Raw genomic sequence first — 21,269 nt, 5'->3', positions numbered from 1 at the left:
CGTGCCGCGACGCCATCGCAGCGAGGATGAACAGGGAAATCGTTAGATCAGACGATACGATCCGTCAAGCGGGGGAAAGCCCCCGCAGGCGTTCCGAACGACGCCGCAGCAATTCAACCGTGGTCAGCAGCGCAATCGACAGAACCACAAGGATTGTCGCAACCGCCAGAATGGTCGGGCTGATCTGTTCCCGCAGGCCGGTGAACATCTGCCACGGCAAAGTCTTCTGACTGGCTGAGCCCACAAACAGAACCACCACAACTTCGTCGAACGAGGTGATGAAGGCGAACAGACCACCCGAGATCACACCCGGCAGAATCAGTGGCATCTGGATCTTGAAGAAGGTACGTACCGGCCCTGCCCCCATGTTCGCAGCAGCACGCGTTAGTGAGCGATCAAAGCTCACAAGCGTGGCGGTCACAGTGATGATCACGAATGGGATACCCAGAACGGCGTGCGCCAGGATGACTTTCAGATAGCCCACAAAGTTCTTGTTCATGCCCAACGTCCCTTCAAGGAACCGACCGATATCGCTGTAGAAGAAGAACATGCCGGTGGCCGAGATGATCAGCGGAACGATCATCGGCGAAATGAGGATTCCCATGATAGCACGGCGACCGGGGACGTGGCTCTGGCTGAGGCCAATGGCCGCCAGAGTACCAAGCGAGACCGAGATGACTGTGGCAATCGGGGCAATGATCAGCGAGTTTTTGAAGCTGCGTTGCCATTCATTGTTGGTGAAGAAATCACGGTAGTGCTTCAGCGAATACCCTTCAGGGTCAAGCCGCAACATCTCGGGCGTGAAGGTGAAAAAGTCTTGTGCGTTGAACGACAGCGGCAAGACCACAAGGATCGGTGTAATCAGGAAGACAAAGATCGCACCGCAGATCACCCGAAACAGGTAGTGGTAAAAAACTTGCTGCGCGGTCAGGTATGGCAGCAGCTTGCGCCGGTATCGCCCTTCGTACAGCCAGTAGGTAAACCAAATAAAGAACCAGCCGCCCAGCAGGCCAAGAACGCCTCCCATAAGACCTGACAACAGGAAGCCTGCGATGCCAAAGCCGAGGATATTGATCCAGCGGGCCAACTGCTCATTCTTTAGAATGTTGATGTAAATCCATGCCAGACCGGCAATCACGATGGCGCCGCCCACGATCCCCAGCAGGACCGAGCCGTTTCCGGCGCCGACAAAGATACCAGCGAATGCCCCGGCCAGTGCGACGCTGGGCAGAACCATGGACAGAGGTTTGCGGGATATCGGGGTAAGTGCGGCCATCTTGATTATCCCAACTTCACGTTATCAATGCCCACGATCTTGTCGTAGACCCAGTAGAGCAGCAGAACGACCGCCAACAATATCGTTCCCAGCGCCGCCGCCAGTCCCCAGTTCAGTGAAGACGAGATGTGATAGGCGATCCGGTTTGAGATGAAGACACCTTTGGTACCACCCACAATTTCAGGCGTGATGTAGTAGCCAATCGCCAGAATGAACACGAGGATGGAACCAGCGCCGATGCCCGGAATGGATTGCGGGAAATAAATGCGCCAGAAGGTCGTCCAGTTCGTCGCCCCCATGGATTTCGCAGCGCGTGTATAAGTTTCCGGAATGGTCTGCATCACTGAATACATGGGTAGGATCATGAATGGCAGCAGGATATGCGTCATCGCTGTGATCGTACCGATCTGGTTGTTGATGATCACCAGCCGTGCATCGTCGGCTACTAACCCCAGCCAGACCAGCGTTTCGTTGATGACGCCTTGCTGTTGCAGCATGACTTTCCAGGCTGATGTTCGGACCAGCAGCGACGTCCAGAACGGCAAGAGCACAAGGATCATCAACAGGTTCGACACCCGCATCGGCAAGGTGGCCAGCAGGTAGCTGACCGGATACGCCAGAAGAATACAGGCGCCGGTAATAACCAGTGACATGAACAGGGTCCGGCCAAACAACTTGATCAGGATCTGCTTGTCTTCAGGCTGAGATTGCGCGCCGTCAGGGGTTCTGCGCATATCCACTGCATTCAGAAAATACCCGTTGGTGATCTTTGGCGAATGGGTTTTGATCACGCGCCACGTTTGTGGATCGCCCCATCCGTCGTGAATATCTACTAGTTGCTCTTTGAACGGACCATCCGTTTCAGGATCCAGTTTCTTGATCTGACGACCTGACTTGCGGAACATCGAAGACATACCGGTTTCTTCGTAGTTCAAACGCGAACCAAGCCGTGTGTGCTCTTTGTTGTCAATCGCAACAATCATATCCCGGACAAATGCGTTATACACATCTTCGCCCGGCAATTCGCCAGACTGCTCGTCCCAATTTTGAAGCGCCTCGACAGTTAGAGGCAGTGTTTCCGAAACGATGCTGTTCTCGACCGATCGGAAAAGCATCGCCGCGATCGGCACAATAAAGGAAAACAGCACGAACAAAAGCAAAGGGGCGATCAGAAGAAGGGCGCGCAGCTTTTGCCGCCGCAGCGAGCGTGCCAGCGATAGTTTGAGCGGCGTTCCGTCCGCTGCCAGCATGGGTCCGGCGTTTTGGCTTGCGTCAGTCATTCGAGCCCCTCGGGTATGTCTTGGTTCAGGGGCGGCGCACCGCCCCCGACTGTGTCATGAAATCAATCGCTTACTGCGCCAGCCATGCCTGGAACTTGGCGTCGATATCGTCGCGGTAATCCGCCCAGAATTCGTAGTTATACAGGAACGTGTTCTTGGCGTTTTCCGGATCGGTCGGCATATGCGGTGCCATATCGATACCCAGATCGGCGTGCTGACCCACAAGTGGAGCTGACGAAGCGCGGGCCGGACCGTACGAGATGTACTTGGCCTGATCCGCCAGACGCTGAGTGTCGGTTGCGAACATGATATAGTCCAAAGCGCGCTGCTTGCGCTCATCGCTCAGTCCGGCAGGGATGATCCAACCGTCCAGATCGAACACCTGCGCGTCCCACAGCATTGCAACCGGCTGTTTCTGCTCTTCGATCACACTGAACAGACGACCGTTATAGGTCGAACCCATGACAACTTCGCCGTCAGCCAGCAACTGAGGCGTGTCCGCACCGGCGGACCACCAGACAACGCTGTCTTTGATGGTGTCCAGCTTGGCCAAAGCCTGATCCTGACCTTCCGAAGTCGCCAGAACGTCATAGACATCATCCTTCGCGACGCCGTCACACAGCAGCGCCCATTCCATATTATTAATGGGGCGCTTTTCCAGCGAACGCTTGCCCGGATATGCCTCCAGGTCGAACACTGCACAGACGTCGGTTGGTGGGGTGTCACCTACCAGATCGGTGCGGTAGCCGAATGTGGTCGAATAGACGATCTGCGGAATAAAGCAATCGCTGACTAACAGTTCCCCGAAATCTTCAGAAGCCGGCGTGCCATCCGGAGCCGGAGCCAATTGGCTGTCAAAATCGATTTCAAGCGCCAGACCTTCGTCGCAAAGCCGGATTGCGTCAGCGGCCACAACATCCACTACATCCCATGTGATGTTGCCCGCTTCATTCATCGCGCGCAGTTTGGCGACGGCCTCGTTCGAGCTGTCATCGTTCAGAATCGTGATGCCGGTCTTTTCCGAATAGGGCTCGTGATACGCCTTCAACTGCGACTTTGAATAGGCACCGCCCCAGGAAACGATAGTCATCTCCTCGGCTGAAACAGTGCCCGCAGCCGTCGCAATTGCAGCCGCAGTGAGCATGATCTTGGTTGGTTTCATGTGTTACTCCCAGTTCATCCCGTTTTATGTGGTGGTCAGCCGATGCACGGGTTTTCACCGGCCGGTCCCTCAGCTTAACCGCGCTTGTCCCGCGCGGTTTGGTCTATGCGTCGAGCGCACGACAATCCTGTGCCAGCCAGCCGATCTCGATCTCCTGACCCGGGGTCAGGCGTACGGCATCAGGCGCATTTCGAGTTTTGGCGATGAATTCGTTGTTTCCGGCAACGGACATGCGGAACCGAAATACGTCGCCCATGTAAATGAATTCTTCGACCCTTGCTTTCAAAGTATGCGCGTCGGCGTGCAGGCGGTCTTTGTTGAATTCCACACGTTCAGGGCGGATCGAAACTTTGGTCCGGTCGCCTGCGTTGTGGACGTTGATCGGAACCGCGTCGATTTCCGAGCCATCATCCAGGCGTACGACGCAAGTGTCGCCATCAATCGATTTAATAACACCTTCCAACGTGTTGTTTTCACCGATGAATTGCGCGACGAAACTGTTTTCCGGCTCTTCGTAAAGCTGATCAGGTGGCGCAAGCTGTTGAATGCGGCCATCGTCGAAGACGGCCACCCGATCTGACATGGTCAGCGCTTCGGTCTGGTCGTGGGTCACGTAGACAGTTGTGATCCCAAGCTCATGGGCCAGACGTGTGATTTCGAACTGCATATGTTCACGAAGCTGCTTGTCCAATGCCCCCAAAGGCTCGTCCATCAAGACCAGTTCGGGCTCGAATACCAGGGCACGGGCCAGAGCAATCCGCTGTTGTTGCCCGCCCGACAGCTGAGCAGGACGTCGGCCACCAAAGGCGCCCATCTGAACCATATCCAGCGCGCGCTTGACCTTTTCATCCCGCTCCGACTTGCCCAGCTTACGGACTTCAAGTGGAAACGACAGGTTCTCGGCCACCGTCATATGCGGGAACAAAGCGTAGTTCTGGAAAACCATGCCAATACCGCGCTTGTGCGGCGGGATATTGTTGATGGGCTTGCCGCCCAGGAGGATTTCACCGTGCGTGGCGGTTTCAAATCCGGCGAGCATCATTAGGCAAGTCGTCTTGCCCGAGCCTGACGGCCCAAGCATTGTCAGAAACTCACCTTTGGGCATTGCAAGGTTTAGGTCTTTTACGACGAGGTTCTCGCCGTCATAAGACTTCTGTACGCGTTGGAATTCGACAAACGCGGCGTCGTTCATTGTATCGGCCACAAGACCCCCTGTTACGTCAAATGATTATCCGTCTTCTGCGGATTTCATTGATCTGTAGCCGTTAGTTAAGACCAAGCGATGTTCACATTGCAACAGTGAATCCCGGTTTTGTTACACAATATCGGGATTTAACAGCTCACCCGGCTTCGTTCAGAACTCGCATATGCCACGCAAGACTTTGATTACTGGACAGAACCGGCTTGCCGATACGAGCGCGTATCTCGGGAATAGCCTGTTGCGTGCGAAGGTTTGTACAACTCAGAAAAACCGCATCAACCGACGGGTCCGAGCCCAGTTTCGTGGCAGCGTCGATGACGGATTGCACCGAAATCCGAACAACTTTGGCCTCTTCTGATTCCCCGAATGTCCCAAAAACATCCATCTCCACTCCGCCTTGTGCAAAGGCCCGGCGCAGGGGAAGGTTTACCTCTTCAATATAGGGCGACAGCAGCGCGAATTTCGAAACTCCCAGGTGTCGCGCACAGGCCGTAGCCGCACGCAAAGGGTTTGTAACTTCGGCGGTCTGGCATGTCTGTTTAACAAGTTCCGCTACACGGTCGGACCCGATAACCGAGCTTGCAGACGTGCACCCGTACCCGACAACGCGATAAGGTCGCGCGCTGGGCAGCAATCCGGCGGCGGCTGGCAGCGCCTTCTCCATTTCCGCAAGGCTTTCCGTCGTCACCTCAATCCCGCTGGGAATACGTGTCACATAGATTGGATACTTGCGGTCCGAAAAATACGAGCTGAACTCAGGCTCCAACGTTTCATCGGTCTGCAACACGATCAGACCAAGTGGGGTGGCCTTGGGATCGTCCTCATCAAGGGCGTAATGTATTCGGGTCATATCTCGATCACCTCTGGCCCGATACGCGGGCTAAGAAAACATGGAGCGCCTTCGGTGATGACAATGTTTTCTTCATGGACAAGTATTTTTGTACCAACGGCGATGCCCGGCTCCAGTGTCAAAACCATGCCGGGTTCCAGCACGGTCTGGTCTGCCGGAATAATGGATGGCCATTCTGTCAGTGACATCCCCAACCCATGACCCAGCCGCCCTGCATCTGTGCCTTCAGCATCTTTGGTAAGCACCTTGTTCATAGCATGGAACAAATCTGAGGCTGTTGCACCGGGTCGGGCGATTTCGAACGCGGCATCTGAGGCTTCCACCAGTCGGGCGTGCGCTGATCTCACCTCAGGCCGGGCTGGGCCTACAGACCAATTGCGATCAAAATCACAGAAATAGCCATCCCAAACCAGACCTGTATCCAGCATAAGTACGTCGCCAGGTTCCAACGGCGCCGAAGTTGCAGGTGATATTACATCACTGTAGCCGCCCTGCTCTGCCCCGCCTGCTAGATACGGCACCCAATCGGCCCCTTCCTCAAGGCAGAGCATCTGGAAGCGGCGAAAAACCGTGTCCAGAGGCACCCCTGCGCGGGCAATCTCGGGCACGCGGGTGAAGGCGCGTCCCGCAATACCACAGGCTGTTTGGATCTTGGCAATTTCAGCCTGGGATTTGATCATGCGCAGCCGGCGCAGGATACCCTGATCTCCGGTGATGCGTCGCGTGCCGAGAGCGCCGCGCAAGCGTTCAATGTCCGCCATGGGCATACGCACATGAGTCTCATGGCCGTCCGGCATTCCGACATTGCCTGAAACGGGTGTCAGTTCGGCCAGGACATCGGCCAGAAGCGAGATACCGTCGTCCTGCAAATCGGGCGCGCTCCAGGTTCGGATGTCATCGATCCAGGTCTGCGCCATGAGCGCGGCCCCGATCGAAGGGATCACGGCCACCGGTTTGCCCGTGGCCGGTACGACCAGAAACCATGGCCGGGTTGGGCTTTCCCAAAATCGGGTCAGATAGCCGGTAAAGAAACGCACTTCAGTTTCTGTAGTCAGCAGCAGCGCCGACAAATCCGCGGCTCGCATCAGCTCCTGCGCGCGTTTGGTGCGCGCCTCGAACTCTGTCTGATCGAACCCTCTCATTCCGCGATCTCCGACAGAAAGCACAACACGCGTGAGTTTTCGTCGATCCCCATGGCTTTCCGTGCGGTTTCGTTCATCACCGCCGCAAGGCCTGCCCCGCCTGACGCCGTGGTGGCCAGCCCGACCTTTGCCATCGCGTCAAGCTTTGCCGCCACATCGTCATCTGAAAGGGTCAGGAACAGGTCTGTGTCGCGGGCCAATCCGTTTAACGCGATCAACGACGGTTCCTTGCAGTCCAGACGCCCCATGATGCTGTCTGGGCCATCCGCTAAAACACATTTTCCGGCAACTATGCTGGCCTGCAACGCGGGCGCCGCTTCGGGTTCAACCACAACGATCTTCGGTGCGTCGCCCCAGATGTGTCGTGCATAGGCAGCAACGGCACCGGCCAGCCCGCCCACGCCTGCTTGCAACAGAATATGCGTCGGAATCTCAGGGCACTGCCTGACAGCCTCTGCCGCCATTTGCAGATATCCTTCCATGAGCATCCATGGCAGGTCATAATATCCATCCCACGAACTGTCCGACAGCAATATCCATCCGTTGTCTTCGGCAGCCGTTTTCGCGGCCTCCATGCTGGCGGCATAGTCAGCACCACTTCGAACAACCTCGGCTTTTTGCCCTTTCAGACGTTCCGCAAAGGTCTCGGGCACAGTTTCAGCAATGTAAACAACAGCCTTCGCGCCGAAGATTCTGACACCAGCCGCAACACTCATGCCGTGGTTCCCGGCGCTCGCGGTCACATAGGTCGCGCCTGCCAGAGTTTGTTCACCCGGCTCACCTGTCTTCTCGGCCGCATGACGCGCAATTACATAGGCTGCCCCTAGAGCTTTGAACGAACCAAGGTTCATACGCGCCCGTTCATCTTTCACCCAAAGCCGGGCTACAGGGGCCAGTTTCCCGGCATCAACCAATGGCGTTTCTTTCGCGACAGGGCACCGAGAAAGCAAATCTGCAACACGGGCAGCATCTGTAGAAGGATACGGCGCAGACGGTGCAAGCTTTTGGCCCCCCCGATGTGGATTGGTGATGATCTGCATACGCCCCTCGCCTAATTGTTCATCTGGTGACGTGACCCTACCGATGGAACACTGTCAATCAACCTCTGCCGTTAGCCAGAGACGTCGACGACCTTCGGGGTCTGTTCTGTTACCAAGGCCAACACCCAGTCGTGAAACAATCGGGCAGCCGGATTGGCGGCGTTTGACGAGAGGTAATAGCCTTCGTTGCTGTCAACCGAACATTCATGCGCGCGTATGACCAGACCGGCGGCAATCGCATGAGTCGTCAGTAATTCGCTGACCAACGCGACACCGCTGCCGTGAACGGCCAATTGCAGAGCCATCCCAAATGTATCGACAAAAACACCAGGTTGGCGGCGCAAGCCCTGTTTTTCAAACCATGTGCCCCACCCACTTGATGTCCCGACAGCCTCGATCAGAGGCAGGTCAAACACGCCGCCCGCGACCGTCGGGGATTTCACGGCAACCAGACGGTCAGGCATCAGGCGGACAGCGCCCTGTCCCACCTGTTTCTTTGATCCGAACCTAACCTGAACATCAGCGTGGGATGCGTGGAAATCGTCGGGCCAGATCGCACTGAGAAGCCGAACGCGAACTTCAGGATGGCGTCCGGTAAAATCTGACAGATATGGGGCAATAACCCACTGGGCGATGCTAACAGACGTGGCGACGGTCAAGATGTCTCCGGACGCGCTGGCGTCCACGCGCCAGGCAGCCGCGGCAAGCGCTTCAAGCGCGCTGCCAACCTCGGGCAATAGTTTACGCCCCGCATCCGTCATCGCCAAACTTCTGGGGTGCCGCACAAAAAGAGCTGTCCCCAAACGCATCTCGAGCGATTTCACCTGCTGACTGACCGCCGATTGCGTCAAGCCAATCTCTTCGGCAGCCGCCGTAAAGCTAAGCGTTCGTGCAGCCGCCTCGAAGGATCGGAACCAGGTCAGTGGTGGAAGAGATTTACCCATTTGGTCAAGCTGTCCATTAATCTTTTAATGGCAAAGCACATAATTCAATCATTTGTCAAAAACCCTGTCCGTTTTTAACGTTTGCGAGCGCGACAGGAGAGCTTTGATGCAACCGGAAATACGTAAGATCGTCACCTACGATGAGGAGGTCCTTGTCGAGGGCTTCCGAGCCGCCAAAACCCCATGGCGCATGTTTGCCGTGGCCGCAGTGGTTCACAACCCCTGGGCAGGACGGTTTGTGGAAGACCTTAAACCCGAGATACAGGCCTATGGCCCTGTTCTGGGTGAGATGATGACGAAACGTATGATCAAACTGGCCGGGAGTGGTGAGGCAATCGAAGCCTATGGCAAAGCCGCCGTGGTCGGGCTGAATGGTGAGGTCGAGCACGCTTCGGGCCTTATTCACACGTTGCGCTTTGGCAATCACTACCGTGAGGCCGTCGGTGCGAAATCCTATCTGGCGTTCACCAACACACGTGGTCCGGCAAATGCGCCGATCATGGTGCCGTTGATGGATAAAAACGATGCCGGGCGGAGGTCGCACTACCTGACAATTCAGTTCTCAATTTCTGACGCACCGCGCGATGACGAAGTTGTGGTCGTATTAGGCGCAGCAACCTCGGGCAGACCGCACCACCGTATCGGTGACCGTTATCAGGATCTCAAGGATTTGGGCCATGACCTGGACAACCCGGCCGCGGTCTGAGATCGGCGGGCTGGCGGCTATCCAGACTGGTTCGGGTCAGAATATCCTTCTGTTGCATGGTGTTGGTTTACGGGCTGAAGCCTGGGGTGCGCAATTGGACGGGCTTGAGTCCGAGGGTTGCATGACCGCTCCGGACATGCCCGGTCACGGAAACAGCCCATTAACTGACCTCAGCATCGGGCTTTCGGCGTACACCGAAGCGGCTCGGGGTGTTCTGGACTGCATGAGTGGAGCGGTCGTTTTGGTTGGCCACTCGATGGGGGCCATGATCGCGCTTGATGTTGCCACCAAAGCGTCAGACCGGGTTTGTGGGGTCGTCGCATTGAACGCGGTTTTTGAGAGAGCCGCGAATGCGGCACAGGCCGTGCGCGACCGTGCGGCGCAGCTGGATGGCAAGACGATCGCTGATCCCACCAGCACATTGCATCGATGGTTCGGAGATGTCGCCTCGGCTGAGCGCGATGCCTGCCGTAGATGGCTGACGGCCATGGACCCGGCTGCGTATAAAACGGCCTATTCCGTCTTCGCCCACAGCCAGTGCCCCCGACGCGATGCGTTGGAGAAACTAAGCTGCCCGGCGCTTTTTCTAACCGGCAGTCTTGAGCCCAATTCAACCCCGGAGATGTCACGCGCCATGGCGGACGCCGCGATGAACGGGCGCGCGCAAATCATTGAAGGCGCTGCACATATGATGCCGATGACGCATGCAGATCAGGTCAACGCTGCGATTTCCAGCTTTCTGAGTGAGCTGCGCCCATGACCGCGCTTGATCCTCGTGACCTTCGTCGTGCATTCGGTCGGTTCATGACCGGTGTGACGGTTGTGACGACGTGTGATGACGTAGGCAATACACTTGGCTTTACGGCCAATTCCTTCACTTCGGTTTCTCTCGACCCGCCGCTGCTTTTGGTCTGTCCGGGAAAAAACCTGTCTTCTTTCGACGTTTTTGCAACCTGCGCCCGTTTCGCGGTGAACATTCTGGCCGAGGGGCAGGAAAACGTATCCAATACGTTTGCCGGGTTCAAAGGTGATCGATTTGCCAAAGTCGATCACTACTTTGATAAGAATGACGTCCCTTTGATCAGGGGGGCAGTCGCAACGTTTTCCTGCCGCACTCATCAGGTTGTCGAAGCCGGCGACCATTGCGTTTTGATCGGTCAGGTCGAAACGTATTCTCAGGACGATGCCACCGGACTTGGCTATGCGAACGGGCAGTATTTCAGCCTCGGACTGGAGCGTGGCGCGCTGGAACCATCCGGGCGAAATGTGGTCTGTGGCGCGATCATCGAACAGGACGGGCACGTCTTTCTGGAGAAAACAGATGCCGGTTTCCGCCCGCCGCAAGTTACGCTGTCAGATCGGCAAGATCTGCGAAGCAGCCTTATGCAGAACCTGACGGCAAGGGGTATCAATGCGCGCCTTGGCGTCGCGTATTCCGTCTATGACGATGCCACCACGCACCATGTTTACATTCTTGCGTCTGCGCCCGCCCTGCCCCGGCATGGCCCGTTTCACGCAGTCGCAACCAAAGACCTGGCGACCCTGCCTTACGCGTCAGCACCCATCGCCACCATGATGGCTCGTTTTGCGCTGGAAAGCCGAACCCGCAATTTCTCGCTTTATCTGGGTGACGCCCAGCGGGGCGATGTGCACAGCCTGTCGGAAAGGACCTGAGGAATGGAGTTTTCCCTTTTTGCCCATATGGAACGGCTGGGCCCCGAAGAGTCGCATGAGAAGTTGTATGAAGAGTTCATCGAGCTGTGCAAGATGGCTGATCAGGCAGGGATGCGTGCGGTCTGGACCGGTGAACACCACGGGATGGATTTCACCATCGCACCCAACCCGCTGATGTCGCTGGTGGACATCGCGCATCATACCAAAAACGTGCGCCTTGGCACCGGCACTGTGATCGCACCGTTCTGGCATCCGATCAAACTGGCGGGAGAGGCAGCCGCGGCGGATATCATGACCGGTGGCCGGATCGAACTGGGCATAGCGCGCGGTGCCTACTCTTATGAATATGAGCGGCTTATGCCCGGTCTGGACGCATGGACCGCCGGTCAGCGAATGCGAGAGATCGCTCCTCTGCTGCCCAAATTGTGGGAAGGCGACTGCGCGCATGACGGAGCGTTCTTTCAGTTTCCCGCCACCAGTTCGGCGCCAAAGCCGGTGCAGCTCGGCGGGCCACCCATCTGGATTGCCGCGCGGGATCCGAACAGCCACGAGTTCGGTGTTCAGAACGGGTTCAACATTCAGGTCACCCCGCTCTGGCAAGGCATCGAAGAAATCGAGACACTGATGACCCGTTTTGAGACCGCCTGCGCCAATCACGGCGGAGCGCGCCCCAAGATCATGCTGCTTCACCACACCTATGTCGGGCGCGATGACGCTGAACTGGATCGGGCTGCGCGGGATTTGTCCCGGTTCTACAACTATTTCGGCGCGTGGTTCCAAAACAAGCGACCAGTCCGACAGGGATTGATTCAGGCTCTGACCGAAGAAGAAATGGCAGCCAACGCAATGATGGCACCCGAAAACCTTGCACGCGATCTGACAATCGGCACAGCAGACGGAGTGACAGAGCGTCTGAAACGCTATGAAGACCTTGGATATGATGAATACTCGTTTTGGATCGACAGCGGCATGAGCTTCGAACGCAAACGCGCATCGCTTGCCCGTTTCATCGACGATGTAATGCCAAAGTTTCAGTAAGGGGCCGCAATGCACCATAAGCCACATTTCCAGCTTTTTATCGACGGCACTTGGACCGAAGGGGCACGTGGGCAAGTGATGACCTCATTGAACCCCGCGACGGGCGAGGAATGGGCCAGTTTCGCCTGCGCCGCACCCGAAGACGTAGAGCGTGCCGTTTCTGCAGCGCGCCGGTCACTTGACGAACCGGCGTGGCGGGACATGACGCAAACCGCGCGTGGCAAACTGTTGTTCCGGCTTGCGGAACTGATCGAACAGAACGCAGGACGCCTTGGCGAGGTCGAGACGAAGGACAGCGGCAAGCTGCTGGCGGAAACCGCGACCCAAACGGCTTATGTCGGCGATTATTATCGCTACTATGCGGGGCTGGCGGACAAAATCGAAGGCGCGGTCCTGCCGATCGACAAACCGGACATGCATGTCTTTACGCGGCGCGAGCCCATTGGCGTGGTGGTCGCAATTGTCCCCTGGAACGCGCAGATGTTTCTGACGGCTACCAAGCTTGGGCCAGCTCTGGCCGCGGGGTGCTCGGTTGTGCTGAAGGCATCAGAGATTGCGCCCGCCCCAATGCTGGAGTTCGCCCGCTTGATTGACAAAGCGGGATTCCCACCCGGCGTCGTTTCCGTCATTACCGGGGACGCCGAGAACTGTGCGATCCCTCTCACCCGACACCCTGACGTGGACCGCATCGCGTTTACTGGCGGGCCGGAAACGGCGCGCCATGTGGTGCGCAACTCGGCGGAAAACTTTGCTGTAACCACGTTGGAATTGGGTGGAAAATCCCCGATCATAGTTTTCGATGATGCCAATCTGGATGGTGCGGCCAACGGACTGATCGCGGGTAATTTCGGCGCTTCAGGTCAAAGCTGCGTCGCAGGATCGCGCGGGCTGATCCATCGCCCCCTTATGGAATCCCTTATCGCCAAAATCGAAGAAAAGATGACGGGCATTGTCATCGGCGATCCATTGAAACCTGAAACACACATTGGCCCGCTGTGCACAAAAGCTCAGATTGTCAGAATTCAGGCGACGCTGGCCAAGGCCAAGGAACAGGGCGCACGTATTCGTTTCGGTGGCGCGCCACTGGATCGGTCAGGTTATTTCATGGCCCCAACGCTGGTGGAATGCACCAATGCCGAGACGGAGACCCTGAAGGTGGAAATGTTCGGCCCCGTCATGTCCTTGCTGCCCTTCGACACTGAAGAAGAGGCAATCGCCCTGGCCAATGACACGCCGTTCGGGCTTGGCTCGGGTATCTTCACCGAAAATGTCGCCCGTGCTCACCGTGTTTCATCACGCCTGAAATCGGGCATCTGCTGGATCAACACCTACCGCGCCGTCTCACCCATCGCGCCCTTTGGCGGTTTCAATCAATCCGGTTATGGCAGGGAAGCGGGATTGGAGGCCATTCACGATTACACGCGAACCAAGACCGTTTGGCTGAATACATCGGACAAACCGATGTCGAACCCATTTGTTATGCGCTGAGGTGATCTGCAAGACGATCAACGATCACAACTGCACAGCAGCGCTGCCTTCCAGCCTTATCACTTGCCCCACTTTCAGCAGGATCAAGAGTGGGTGCGATTTGCTTGGGAAAACGCGATGATCGCATCAACCAACAGGTCAATCGTATCAACGGCTATTACGTCCGCGGCGACACTGTCGGCGATTAACGACAGCTCTGAACACGCGATAAGTTGCATATCTGCCCCGGCACCAATCAGTTCCGCAGATACGGTATTCAGAGTTTCGCGTGCCTCATTGTAAGGATCACCGGCCTTGATCCTGCGGATGGCTGCAAGCATCTTGCCCTCATCTGCTGGCCAGACAACTGACATTCCCCGCGCTTGAAACGCGGTGTCGAAAAGACCTACGCGCCGCAGCGCGGGCGACGCCAGCATCCCGATACACCCACCCGGTCCGATTGTCCGGTCGGCACGATCCACTGCCAGTTCCACCATGTTCAACAAGGGAATAGTCGCGGCATCCGTAATCGCAGCAGCATAGTAATGTGCAGTGTTGCACGGCATGGCCAATGCCACAGCCCCGGCAGCTTGAAGACGACGTGCCATCGCGGCAAGCACAGGCCCCGGATCCGCGCCCGTTCCGTCAATCAAGTGAGAAATGCGAGACGGCACCTGCGGGTTCATATCGATCAACAACGGGATATGGTCGCGATCGTCGTTTGCAGGCACAGCCTCCACCAACTTGCGCTGGAGGAGGATAGTCGCCTCGGGACCCATGCCACCAAGAATACCGATCGGGGCCCGCGTCATTGGTCAGATATTGACCCAGCGGTTCTGATAGTCAAACACAAAGTCATACCCCCCCAGCGCCGCTGCACCGCCGGTATGCAGGAATACGACACGCTGGTCCTGGAACTCGCCTTTGCGTGCAAGATCAATAAGACCTGCCGCACCTTTTGCCGAATAGCAGGGATCCAAAAGTATCCCCTCCAGCTCGGCGAACATCCGGATTGCCTCGATACCACTTTCGGTAGGCAAGCCGTAACCCTGTCCGACGTAATCTGTATTGGCCATCACGTCTTCGCGGTTCACGACGCCTGCACATCCCAGCTTCTCGGCTGTTTTACAGGCAAGATCGTAAACCATCTGTTCTTGTTTAAGTTGGGGCGCCCGGGTCCCGATCCCCAAAACCGGCACCTTCGCGTTCATGGCGCACATACCGGTCACCAACCCCGCCTGCGTTCCCGAAGAGCCGGTCGCGTGCACCAGCCGGTCAATTCTTAAACCGCGGTCGTTGGCTTGGCCCAAAAGCTCAAAAGCTGCGTTCACATAGCCAAGGACACCTGTCGGATTTGATCCACCACCGGGGATGAGGTAGACGTTGCGCCCCTCTGCCCTTTTCTTTTCTGCTGCTTTTTCCATCTCGGCCGGCATGTCATGCCCGCCGGGAAATTTCTCGGTGGTTGCACCGTGGAGGTGATCCAGCAGGACATTGCCGTTGGTGTTGTAGTTTCCGTCCTGATAACCGGTGCGATCTTCCAGCAGAATATGGCAATCAAATCCCAGCTTGGCTGCAAAAGCGGCTGTCTGTCGGCCGTGGTTGGTTTGTGTCGCCCCTTGCGTCATGACCATATCCGCGCCCTGCGCCTCGGCTTCGGCCATCAGGAATTCCAGCTTTCGGGTCTTGTTGCCACCGGTCGACATACCGGTGCAGTCATCGCGTTTGATCCAGATTTCCACCCCCAGTTCTTTGGACAGCCTCTTCATCGGCTCCAACGGCGTCGGCAGATGGGCAAGGTGCACACGGGGAAAGCGGGCGAGATGCATGTGGAGGCTCCTAACATTGACTTTTGGCAATTTATCATCGCTTGAACCGCGTATCTAATTCGAAATTCAACTCATAACTTGCATGAATTGCATATTAGAAATGCTTGGTCTATTTAAACCCCATGCGCTTGGAATGGATCGATGACATTTTGGCTGTTTTGGATGGCGGTTCGTTGACACGAGCCGCTGAAAAGCGGCTTCTCACTCAATCGGCCTTCACCCGGCGTATACGGCTTATCGAAAACAGCGTCGGAGCCACCCTGTTTGACCGCCGCCGCAAGCCCGTATCACTTATGCCTGGCATTCAGTCATTGGAGCCCGAACTGAGAGAGCTTAGTACGCGGCTGCACAAACTGCGACATGTGCTGAAGACAGCGAATGACCAAACCGGGAAGTCACTGTCGTTTGTGTGCCAACATGCTTTGACGACCACGATTTCGCCAAGGATCGTGCAAACGCTGACCGAGAATGACGATATCTCAATTCACGTGCGATCGGGGAACCAGGACGAATGTCTTTTGAACCTGATCTCAAAACAGGTCGATTTCGCGATCATGTATTCGATCCCGGGCGACGAAATAAGCAGTGTTGGTGACGCATTCGAAGCCAAGACACTTGGCGCGGACACTTTGATTCCCGTTTGCGCACCCTCTGTTCGCAACAAAATCACCAGCGCGGCACTTCCGGTCATAGGCTATCCGTCCGATGTGTTTCTGGGGCAAGTTTTCGCTCGGAAAATCGCGCCGCGATTACCAGAGGAAACCACACTTGTGGCCAGAGCTGAAACGGCCCTGACATTTGCGATGCAACAATATGCCCTGAATGGAATTGGCGTTGCCTGGTTACCTCATTCCCTGGTTGCTGCGTCCCTGGCAACAGGTCAGCTTCAACGCGCTGACAGCACACTTCCTTCACAGGAACTGACAATCAGGATGGTTCGTTTTGCAGTTGCTCAGTCCGAATATTGTGAGCAAATCTGGCAAAGCTTTGATGCGCTTCCATTCGATTTCGCTACGTTGCATTATTGATCTGACGTCGAAGTAAACCACTTCCGGAATGCAAATGAGTGCGGCCCAAGGCAGCCCACCTATTCAAGGTGAACCCGAGTATTAAGCCCGCATCGGAACTTCTCACGGGATTCTGGCCCTAATTCGGCTCTGGTTACTCTGCCGCTGATGTTACCCTGTCCGGTGCGGTCAACCGCTGCCATGCGTCGTACTGGGCGAGAAAGATTTGTCCGTTGAGGTCGTCGAGGAAATGCGACTGTTTCAAGCGGTCCATGACGGGGCCTTTGACTTCGGACAAGTGCAGACCAACGCCCATGTCACGCAGGCGGTGGTTGATGGCCTCAAGGCTTTCGAGGGCTGAAAAGTCGACCTCGTTCACCGCCGAGAACATCAAAACCACGTTGCGGATTTCGCAACCCTCGGTCACACGCGCCTGGATCAGATCTTCGAGGAAACGGGCGTTCACGAAATACAGGCTTTCATCCACCCGCAGCGTCACAAGTGACGGCTCGGTGTCGACTTTGTGGCGATTGATATTGCGGAAGTGCTGCGTGCCCGGCACAAGCCCGACCTCGGCCACATGCGGGCGCGAGGTTTTGTAGAGATGCAGAAGGATCGAAATCGCCACGCCGCTGGCCACACCGGTTTCGACCCCGGCCAGCAAAGTCAAAACGATGGTGGCGGCTACGGCGGTAAAATCGGCGCGCGAATATCCCCAGGTCTTTTTCAGGATCGACGTGTCCACAAGGCTTAGCACCGCAACAATGATCGTCGCGGCCAGGGTGGCCTTGGGCAAAAAGTACACCAGCGGTGTCAGGAACAGCGCGGCAATCGCCAGACCACCAGCGGTATATATGCCTGCCGCCGGGGTTTCCGCCCCCGCATCGAAGTTCACGACCGAGCGTGAGAACCCGCCGGTGACCGGAAAGCCGCCGGTAAACGCCGCGCCCAGGTTGGCTGCGCCCAGACCGATCAACTCCTGATCGGGGTCCACGCGCTGGCGTTTCTTGGCAGCCAGCGTCTGCGCAACCGAGATGCTTTCGACAAAACCGATGATCGAGATCAGGATCGCAGGCACCAGCAATGCACCGATGAGGTCCGAGGACAGCCCCGGCAAAGTCAGTGGCGGCAGGTTCTGAGGCACGTCGCCGACGATCTTGACGCCCTGCGCATCCAGCCCGAACCCCCAGACGACAACTGTGGTCACCACCACGGCAGCCACTGGTCCGGCCTTGGTCAGCACGTCAGCCAGCAAGGGCGTCACCCCCATGCGCCGCAACGCGGGTTTGAGGTTCTTGCGCACCCAAAACAGGAACGCAGTGGCCAGCACGCCGATGATTACCGTCAGCCAATTGGTCTGCCCAAGGTTTTCGAAGATTGAACCCAGCATCCCCGGCAGGGTATGCCCATGCGCGCTGACACCCAGAATGTGCTTTAACTGGCTGGTCGCTATCAGGACACCCGACGCGGTGATGAAGCCAGCGATGACAGGATGGCTGAGGAAATTGGCCAGAAAGCCCAGTCGAAAAACGCCCAGCAGCACCAGAAACCCACCCGAGAGGAAAGCCAGTGTCAGTGCCGCCACCATGTATCCAGCTGTGCCCTGCTCGGCCACCTGCCCCACGGCGCTGGCTGTCAGCAGCGACACAACCGCCACCGGCCCCACCGCCAAAGCCCGGCTGGTGCCAAAAACTGCATAAAGGATGATCGGTAGAATCGAAGCATAGATCCCGGCCTCAGGCGGCAACCCTGCCAGCAAGGCATAGGCCAAGGACTGTGGGATCAGCATGATCGTGACGATCACAGCTGCGATCAGATCATTCGACAGCGACGCACGTCTATACTGGCGACCCCAGTCCAGAATAGGAAGGAAACGTAAAAGGCTCTGCATGGGTTCACGTCCTGAGAAAGCGGCGGCCAGAGCGCGGAAGGCTCTGACCGCCATACCGTGGCCCGTCGCACATTTAGTGAAGGCGGGACAGGCCAGATCTAACACCGGTTCTTCCGGTGTCAGTTTCGAAGGGAGTTAATCGGTCGCCACCTTCAGTGGTTCGGGCTTGGCCAACCACTCTTTGCCCTTCAGCATCGCGGACCAGTAGATCGGCGGCAGCAGCTTCTCTTTCAACAGCCACGCCAACCGGCTGGGTTTGGTTCCGTCGATCAGGAATTTCGGGAAGCTGGGTGTCATCACTCCACCATAAGCGAACTCGGCCAGAACGATCTTGCCACGCTCGACCGTCAACGGGCACGAGCCATAGCCGTCATAGGCGGCAACCGGGCCGCGGCCCTGAATGTCGGCCACGATATTATCGGCCACGGTCGGTGCCTGTTTACGCGCCGCCGCCGCGGTTTTGGCGTTGGGCGCGTTCATCACGTCGCCCAGCGACCAGATATTGTCGAAGCTCTTGTGGCGCAGTGTCGCCTGATCAACATCGACCCAGCCCGCCGCGTCCGCCAGCGGCGACACGCGAATAAAGTCCGGCGCGACCTGTGGCGGGCAGACATGCATCATGTCAAACTCGACCGTGACCAAATCCGGCTCGGCGTCGGGCACTGCAACCTTAAAGGTCGCTTTTTTCGCCGCCCCATCTACCGACACCAGATTGTGAAAGAAATTCAGCGAGGCGTCGTATTTCCTGACGTATTCCATCAACGCCGGGACATAGTCCTTGACCCCGAACAGCACACCGCCAGCGTTCATGAACTGGATGTCGATATCCTTCAGAACACCGCGCCGGAACCACGCATCGCCCGACAGATATAGGGCTTTTTGTGGCGCACCCGCGCATTTGATCGGCATCGGCGGCTGCGTGAACAGCGCCCGGCCCTCCTTAAGCCCTTCGACAAGCTGCCAGGTGTAGGGCGCCAGGTCATAGCGGTAGTTCGAGGTCACCCCGTTGCGGCCCAAGGTTTCTTCCAGCCCTTCGACCGCGCTCCAGTCCAGCTTGAGCCCCGGAGACACGACAAGACGGTCGTATTTCACCACCCGACAGCCATCCAGAATAACGGCATTGTTCAGCGGCTCGAAGGCAGCAACTGCCGCCTTGATCCACTTCACCCCGCGCGGGATCAGGGATCCCATCGTCTTGGCGGTCTGTTCTGCTGAGAAGACACCCCCGCCCACCAAAGTCCAGCCGGGCTGATAATAATGCACGTCAGACGGATCAATGATGGCGATCGACAGGTCGGATTTGCGCGCGTGCAGGCTGGCCGCAGTGGCAATACCGCCTGCCCCACCGCCCACGATAACCACGTCGAAGGATGCGTCGCCCGTGTCGGTCGGCGTTTTCCCACCATTGGCAATGCGGCGGGCGACGCCGCTCATGTCATAACCGGCGACCTTGGTGGCTGACAGGATCTCGGATACCGGACGCTTGTGCGCCGCCTCGTTCAACGACCACAAAGTGGCCGAGCGCGTGCCGGTCCGGCAATAGGCCAGAACCGGACCCGGCAACTCGGTCAGCGCGCTGCCAAAGGCCTCGGCGTCCTCGTCCCTGACGATCCCGGTTTGCACTGGAACATAGCGCACCTCGAGACCCAGTTTTTCCGCAGCTACCTCGATCTCCTCGAAAGTCGGCTGATCGGCACCTTCGCCATCGGGACGGTTGCAAATGATGGCACGAAAGCCCGCGTCTTTTATCGCCTCGATGTCATTTGGCGTAATCTGCGGCGACACCGAAACTGCGCCTGATATCTTTCTGATGTCCATGGGTGCCTCTTGCGTTCAGAGCTTGTTGACTGGGACTTTGAGCATCTGGTTCCCGTCCTGGTCCGTTGGAATGCCGCCCGCCCGGATGTTGACCTGAATCGAGGGGACGATCAGTGTCGGCATTGCCAGCGTCGCGTCGCGCTCGGACCGCATTTTGATGAACTCGTCCCTTGTCTTGCCGCCGCCCACGTGAATGTTGTGGGCCTTCTCCTCGGCCACCGTGGTTTCCCACTGGATGTCACGCCCGTTGGGACCATAATCGTGACACATGAATAGCCGGGTTTCGTCCGGCAGGCTGAGCACCTTGTGAATCGAGTCATATAACGTCCCCGCGTCGCCCCCGGGGAAATCGGCCCGCGCCGAGCCACCGTCAGGCATGAACAACGTGTCGCCCACAAAGGCTGCATCCCCGACAACATGCACCATGCAGGCGGGTGTGTGGCCCGGCGTATGCATGGTAAAGGCGGTCATGTTGCCGATCTTGTAGGTCATGCCATCGACGAACAGGGCGTCAAACTGGCTGCCGTCCCGCTGAAACTCGGTGCCTTCATTGAAGATCTTGCCAAACACGTCTTGCACGATCTTGATGTTTTCACCGATGCCGATCTTGCCGCCCAGCTTTTTCTGGATGTAAGGCGCGGCTGACAGGTGGTCGGCATGGGCGTGGGTCTCAATGATCCATTCCAGCTTGAGGCCCCTCTTCTCAACCTCGGCAATCAGCATGTCGGCATGGCCAAACGTAATGCGGCCAGCGGCATAATCAATATCCATGACACTGTCGATAATCGCACAGGCATTCGAGGTCGGGTCCGCAACAATATAACTGATCGTCGCGGTCGCCTCGTCGTAAAAACCCTGAACATCGGGCTTCACGCTCAGATCCACCGGGTAGCTTCCAATCGGCGTCGCTATCGCGTCGGCCATTTTCTGGTTGTGTATCTCGA

At 57.2% G+C, this 21,269-nt stretch carries 19 protein-coding genes; 6 read left to right on the top strand and 13 right to left on the bottom strand.

The annotated features are described in order from the left end of the window. Positions 1-64: 64 nt before the first annotated feature. The 8 genes from ACR0ID_RS04440 to ACR0ID_RS04405 form a co-directional block, all read right to left on the bottom strand. A complete protein-coding gene (locus ACR0ID_RS04440) occupies positions 65-1,276 on the bottom strand; it encodes an ABC transporter permease (protein WP_480554597.1) in 1,212 nt (403 codons plus the stop codon). Positions 1,277-1,281: 5 nt separating this feature from the next. Further along, complete coding sequence (locus tag ACR0ID_RS04435) at positions 1,282-2,556, bottom strand: ABC transporter permease (protein WP_480604043.1); 1,275 nt, start codon at positions 2,554-2,556, stop codon at positions 1,282-1,284. Between the two features lie 70 nt (positions 2,557-2,626). Then, complete coding sequence (locus tag ACR0ID_RS04430) at positions 2,627-3,718, bottom strand: extracellular solute-binding protein (protein ID WP_480604041.1); 1,092 nt, start codon at positions 3,716-3,718, stop codon at positions 2,627-2,629. A gap of 103 nt (positions 3,719-3,821) precedes the next feature. After that, positions 3,822-4,922: an ABC transporter ATP-binding protein gene (locus ACR0ID_RS04425; RefSeq protein ID WP_480476308.1), complete on the bottom strand. Its 1,101-nt coding sequence runs from the start codon at positions 4,920-4,922 to the stop codon at positions 3,822-3,824. Between the two features lie 136 nt (positions 4,923-5,058). Further along, the gene (locus ACR0ID_RS04420) at positions 5,059-5,769 is read right to left on the bottom strand and encodes a maleate cis-trans isomerase family protein (RefSeq protein WP_480476306.1); all 711 of its coding nucleotides are present in this window, start codon (positions 5,767-5,769) and stop codon (positions 5,059-5,061) included. Next, entirely contained in the window at positions 5,766-6,911 is a 1,146-nt protein-coding gene (locus tag ACR0ID_RS04415; protein ID WP_480604039.1) for a M24 family metallopeptidase, read from the bottom strand. The genes ACR0ID_RS04420 and ACR0ID_RS04415 overlap by 4 nt, the downstream gene beginning before the upstream one ends. Continuing rightward, a complete protein-coding gene (locus tag ACR0ID_RS04410) occupies positions 6,908-7,951 on the bottom strand; it encodes a pyridoxal-phosphate dependent enzyme (protein WP_480604037.1) in 1,044 nt (347 codons plus the stop codon). The genes ACR0ID_RS04415 and ACR0ID_RS04410 overlap by 4 nt, the downstream gene beginning before the upstream one ends. Before the next feature lie 71 nt (positions 7,952-8,022). Then, positions 8,023-8,895 carry a LysR family transcriptional regulator gene (locus tag ACR0ID_RS04405; protein ID WP_480604035.1) on the bottom strand — a complete coding sequence of 291 codons (873 nt, stop codon included), beginning with the start codon at positions 8,893-8,895 and terminating at the stop codon, positions 8,023-8,025. A 106-nt stretch (positions 8,896-9,001) separates the two neighbouring features. Between ACR0ID_RS04405 and ACR0ID_RS04400 the strand changes: the two genes are divergently transcribed. Genes ACR0ID_RS04400 through ACR0ID_RS04380 form a run of 5 tightly spaced genes read left to right on the top strand, consistent with a single transcriptional unit; the run spans position 9,002 to position 13,801 of the window. Then, positions 9,002-9,601 (top strand): amino acid synthesis family protein, encoded by a 600-nt coding sequence (locus ACR0ID_RS04400; protein ID WP_209504371.1) that lies wholly within the window; start codon positions 9,002-9,004, stop codon positions 9,599-9,601. Continuing rightward, entirely contained in the window at positions 9,573-10,361 is a 789-nt protein-coding gene (locus ACR0ID_RS04395; RefSeq protein WP_480476298.1) for an alpha/beta fold hydrolase, read from the top strand. The genes ACR0ID_RS04400 and ACR0ID_RS04395 overlap by 29 nt, the downstream gene beginning before the upstream one ends. Continuing rightward, positions 10,358-11,275, top strand: coding sequence for a flavin reductase family protein (locus ACR0ID_RS04390; protein WP_480604032.1), 918 nt, complete (start codon positions 10,358-10,360; stop codon positions 11,273-11,275). The genes ACR0ID_RS04395 and ACR0ID_RS04390 overlap by 4 nt, the downstream gene beginning before the upstream one ends. Positions 11,276-11,278: 3 nt before the next feature. Further along, positions 11,279-12,313: an LLM class flavin-dependent oxidoreductase gene (locus ACR0ID_RS04385; RefSeq protein WP_480493541.1), complete on the top strand. Its 1,035-nt coding sequence runs from the start codon at positions 11,279-11,281 to the stop codon at positions 12,311-12,313. 9 nt (positions 12,314-12,322) lie between these two features. Next, positions 12,323-13,801 carry an aldehyde dehydrogenase gene (locus tag ACR0ID_RS04380; protein ID WP_480604030.1) on the top strand — a complete coding sequence of 493 codons (1,479 nt, stop codon included), beginning with the start codon at positions 12,323-12,325 and terminating at the stop codon, positions 13,799-13,801. Positions 13,802-13,884: 83 nt separating this feature from the next. On the opposite strand, the gene cuyB is transcribed toward ACR0ID_RS04380, so the two are convergent. Both cuyB and cuyA read right to left on the bottom strand, forming a co-directional pair. Further along, positions 13,885-14,592, bottom strand: a complete 708-nt coding sequence (cuyB, locus tag ACR0ID_RS04375) for a cysteate racemase (protein WP_480604028.1) — start codon at positions 14,590-14,592, stop codon at positions 13,885-13,887. Between the two features lie 3 nt (positions 14,593-14,595). Beyond that, on the bottom strand, positions 14,596-15,609 hold the full coding sequence (gene cuyA / locus ACR0ID_RS04370; RefSeq protein ID WP_480604026.1) for a D-cysteate sulfo-lyase: 1,014 nt from the start codon (positions 15,607-15,609) through the stop codon (positions 14,596-14,598). A gap of 122 nt (positions 15,610-15,731) precedes the next feature. On the opposite strand from cuyA, the gene ACR0ID_RS04365 reads away from it, so the two are divergent. After that, positions 15,732-16,637, top strand: a complete 906-nt coding sequence (locus ACR0ID_RS04365; protein WP_480604024.1) for a LysR family transcriptional regulator — start codon at positions 15,732-15,734, stop codon at positions 16,635-16,637. Positions 16,638-16,770: 133 nt separating this feature from the next. Here ACR0ID_RS04365 and ACR0ID_RS04360 read toward each other — a convergent pair whose 3' ends face one another. The 3 genes from ACR0ID_RS04360 to ACR0ID_RS04350 form a co-directional block, all read right to left on the bottom strand. Beyond that, positions 16,771-18,507, bottom strand: a complete 1,737-nt coding sequence (locus ACR0ID_RS04360; RefSeq protein WP_480604022.1) for a SulP family inorganic anion transporter — start codon at positions 18,505-18,507, stop codon at positions 16,771-16,773. Positions 18,508-18,642: 135 nt separating this feature from the next. Beyond that, on the bottom strand, positions 18,643-20,325 hold the full coding sequence (locus ACR0ID_RS04355; protein WP_480604020.1) for a bifunctional protein tyrosine phosphatase family protein/NAD(P)/FAD-dependent oxidoreductase: 1,683 nt from the start codon (positions 20,323-20,325) through the stop codon (positions 18,643-18,645). A gap of 15 nt (positions 20,326-20,340) precedes the next feature. After that, positions 20,341-21,225 (bottom strand): MBL fold metallo-hydrolase, encoded by an 885-nt coding sequence (locus ACR0ID_RS04350; RefSeq protein WP_480604325.1) that lies wholly within the window; start codon positions 21,223-21,225, stop codon positions 20,341-20,343. Between the last annotated feature and the right edge of the window lie 44 nt (positions 21,226-21,269).

It is taken from the genome of Ruegeria sp. AL2 (genome assembly GCF_056540845.1).
Note: the sequence above shows the minus strand (reverse complement) of the source record. Positions and strands in the feature narration are given on the sequence as shown.

Coding starts and splice junctions, on each gene's coding strand:
- ACR0ID_RS04440 (WP_480554597.1), bottom strand. CDS start 1,276: ATGGCCGCACTTACCCCGATATCCCGCAAACCTCTGTCCATGGTTCTG.
- ACR0ID_RS04435 (WP_480604043.1), bottom strand. CDS start 2,556: ATGACTGACGCAAGCCAAAACGCCGGACCCATGCTGGCAGCGGACGGA.
- ACR0ID_RS04430 (WP_480604041.1), bottom strand. CDS start 3,718: ATGAAACCAACCAAGATCATGCTCACTGCGGCTGCAATTGCGACGGCT.
- ACR0ID_RS04420 (WP_480476306.1), bottom strand. CDS start 5,769: ATGACCCGAATACATTACGCCCTTGATGAGGACGATCCCAAGGCCACC.
- ACR0ID_RS04415 (WP_480604039.1), bottom strand. CDS start 6,911: ATGAGAGGGTTCGATCAGACAGAGTTCGAGGCGCGCACCAAACGCGCG.
- ACR0ID_RS04410 (WP_480604037.1), bottom strand. CDS start 7,951: ATGCAGATCATCACCAATCCACATCGGGGGGGCCAAAAGCTTGCACCG.
- ACR0ID_RS04405 (WP_480604035.1), bottom strand. CDS start 8,895: ATGGGTAAATCTCTTCCACCACTGACCTGGTTCCGATCCTTCGAGGCG.
- ACR0ID_RS04400 (WP_209504371.1), top strand. CDS start 9,002: ATGCAACCGGAAATACGTAAGATCGTCACCTACGATGAGGAGGTCCTT.
- ACR0ID_RS04395 (WP_480476298.1), top strand. CDS start 9,573: ATGACCTGGACAACCCGGCCGCGGTCTGAGATCGGCGGGCTGGCGGCT.
- ACR0ID_RS04390 (WP_480604032.1), top strand. CDS start 10,358: ATGACCGCGCTTGATCCTCGTGACCTTCGTCGTGCATTCGGTCGGTTC.
- ACR0ID_RS04385 (WP_480493541.1), top strand. CDS start 11,279: ATGGAGTTTTCCCTTTTTGCCCATATGGAACGGCTGGGCCCCGAAGAG.
- ACR0ID_RS04380 (WP_480604030.1), top strand. CDS start 12,323: ATGCACCATAAGCCACATTTCCAGCTTTTTATCGACGGCACTTGGACC.
- cuyB (WP_480604028.1), bottom strand. CDS start 14,592: ATGACGCGGGCCCCGATCGGTATTCTTGGTGGCATGGGTCCCGAGGCG.
- cuyA (WP_480604026.1), bottom strand. CDS start 15,609: ATGCATCTCGCCCGCTTTCCCCGTGTGCACCTTGCCCATCTGCCGACG.
- ACR0ID_RS04365 (WP_480604024.1), top strand. CDS start 15,732: ATGCGCTTGGAATGGATCGATGACATTTTGGCTGTTTTGGATGGCGGT.
- ACR0ID_RS04360 (WP_480604022.1), bottom strand. CDS start 18,507: ATGCAGAGCCTTTTACGTTTCCTTCCTATTCTGGACTGGGGTCGCCAG.
- ACR0ID_RS04355 (WP_480604020.1), bottom strand. CDS start 20,325: ATGGACATCAGAAAGATATCAGGCGCAGTTTCGGTGTCGCCGCAGATT.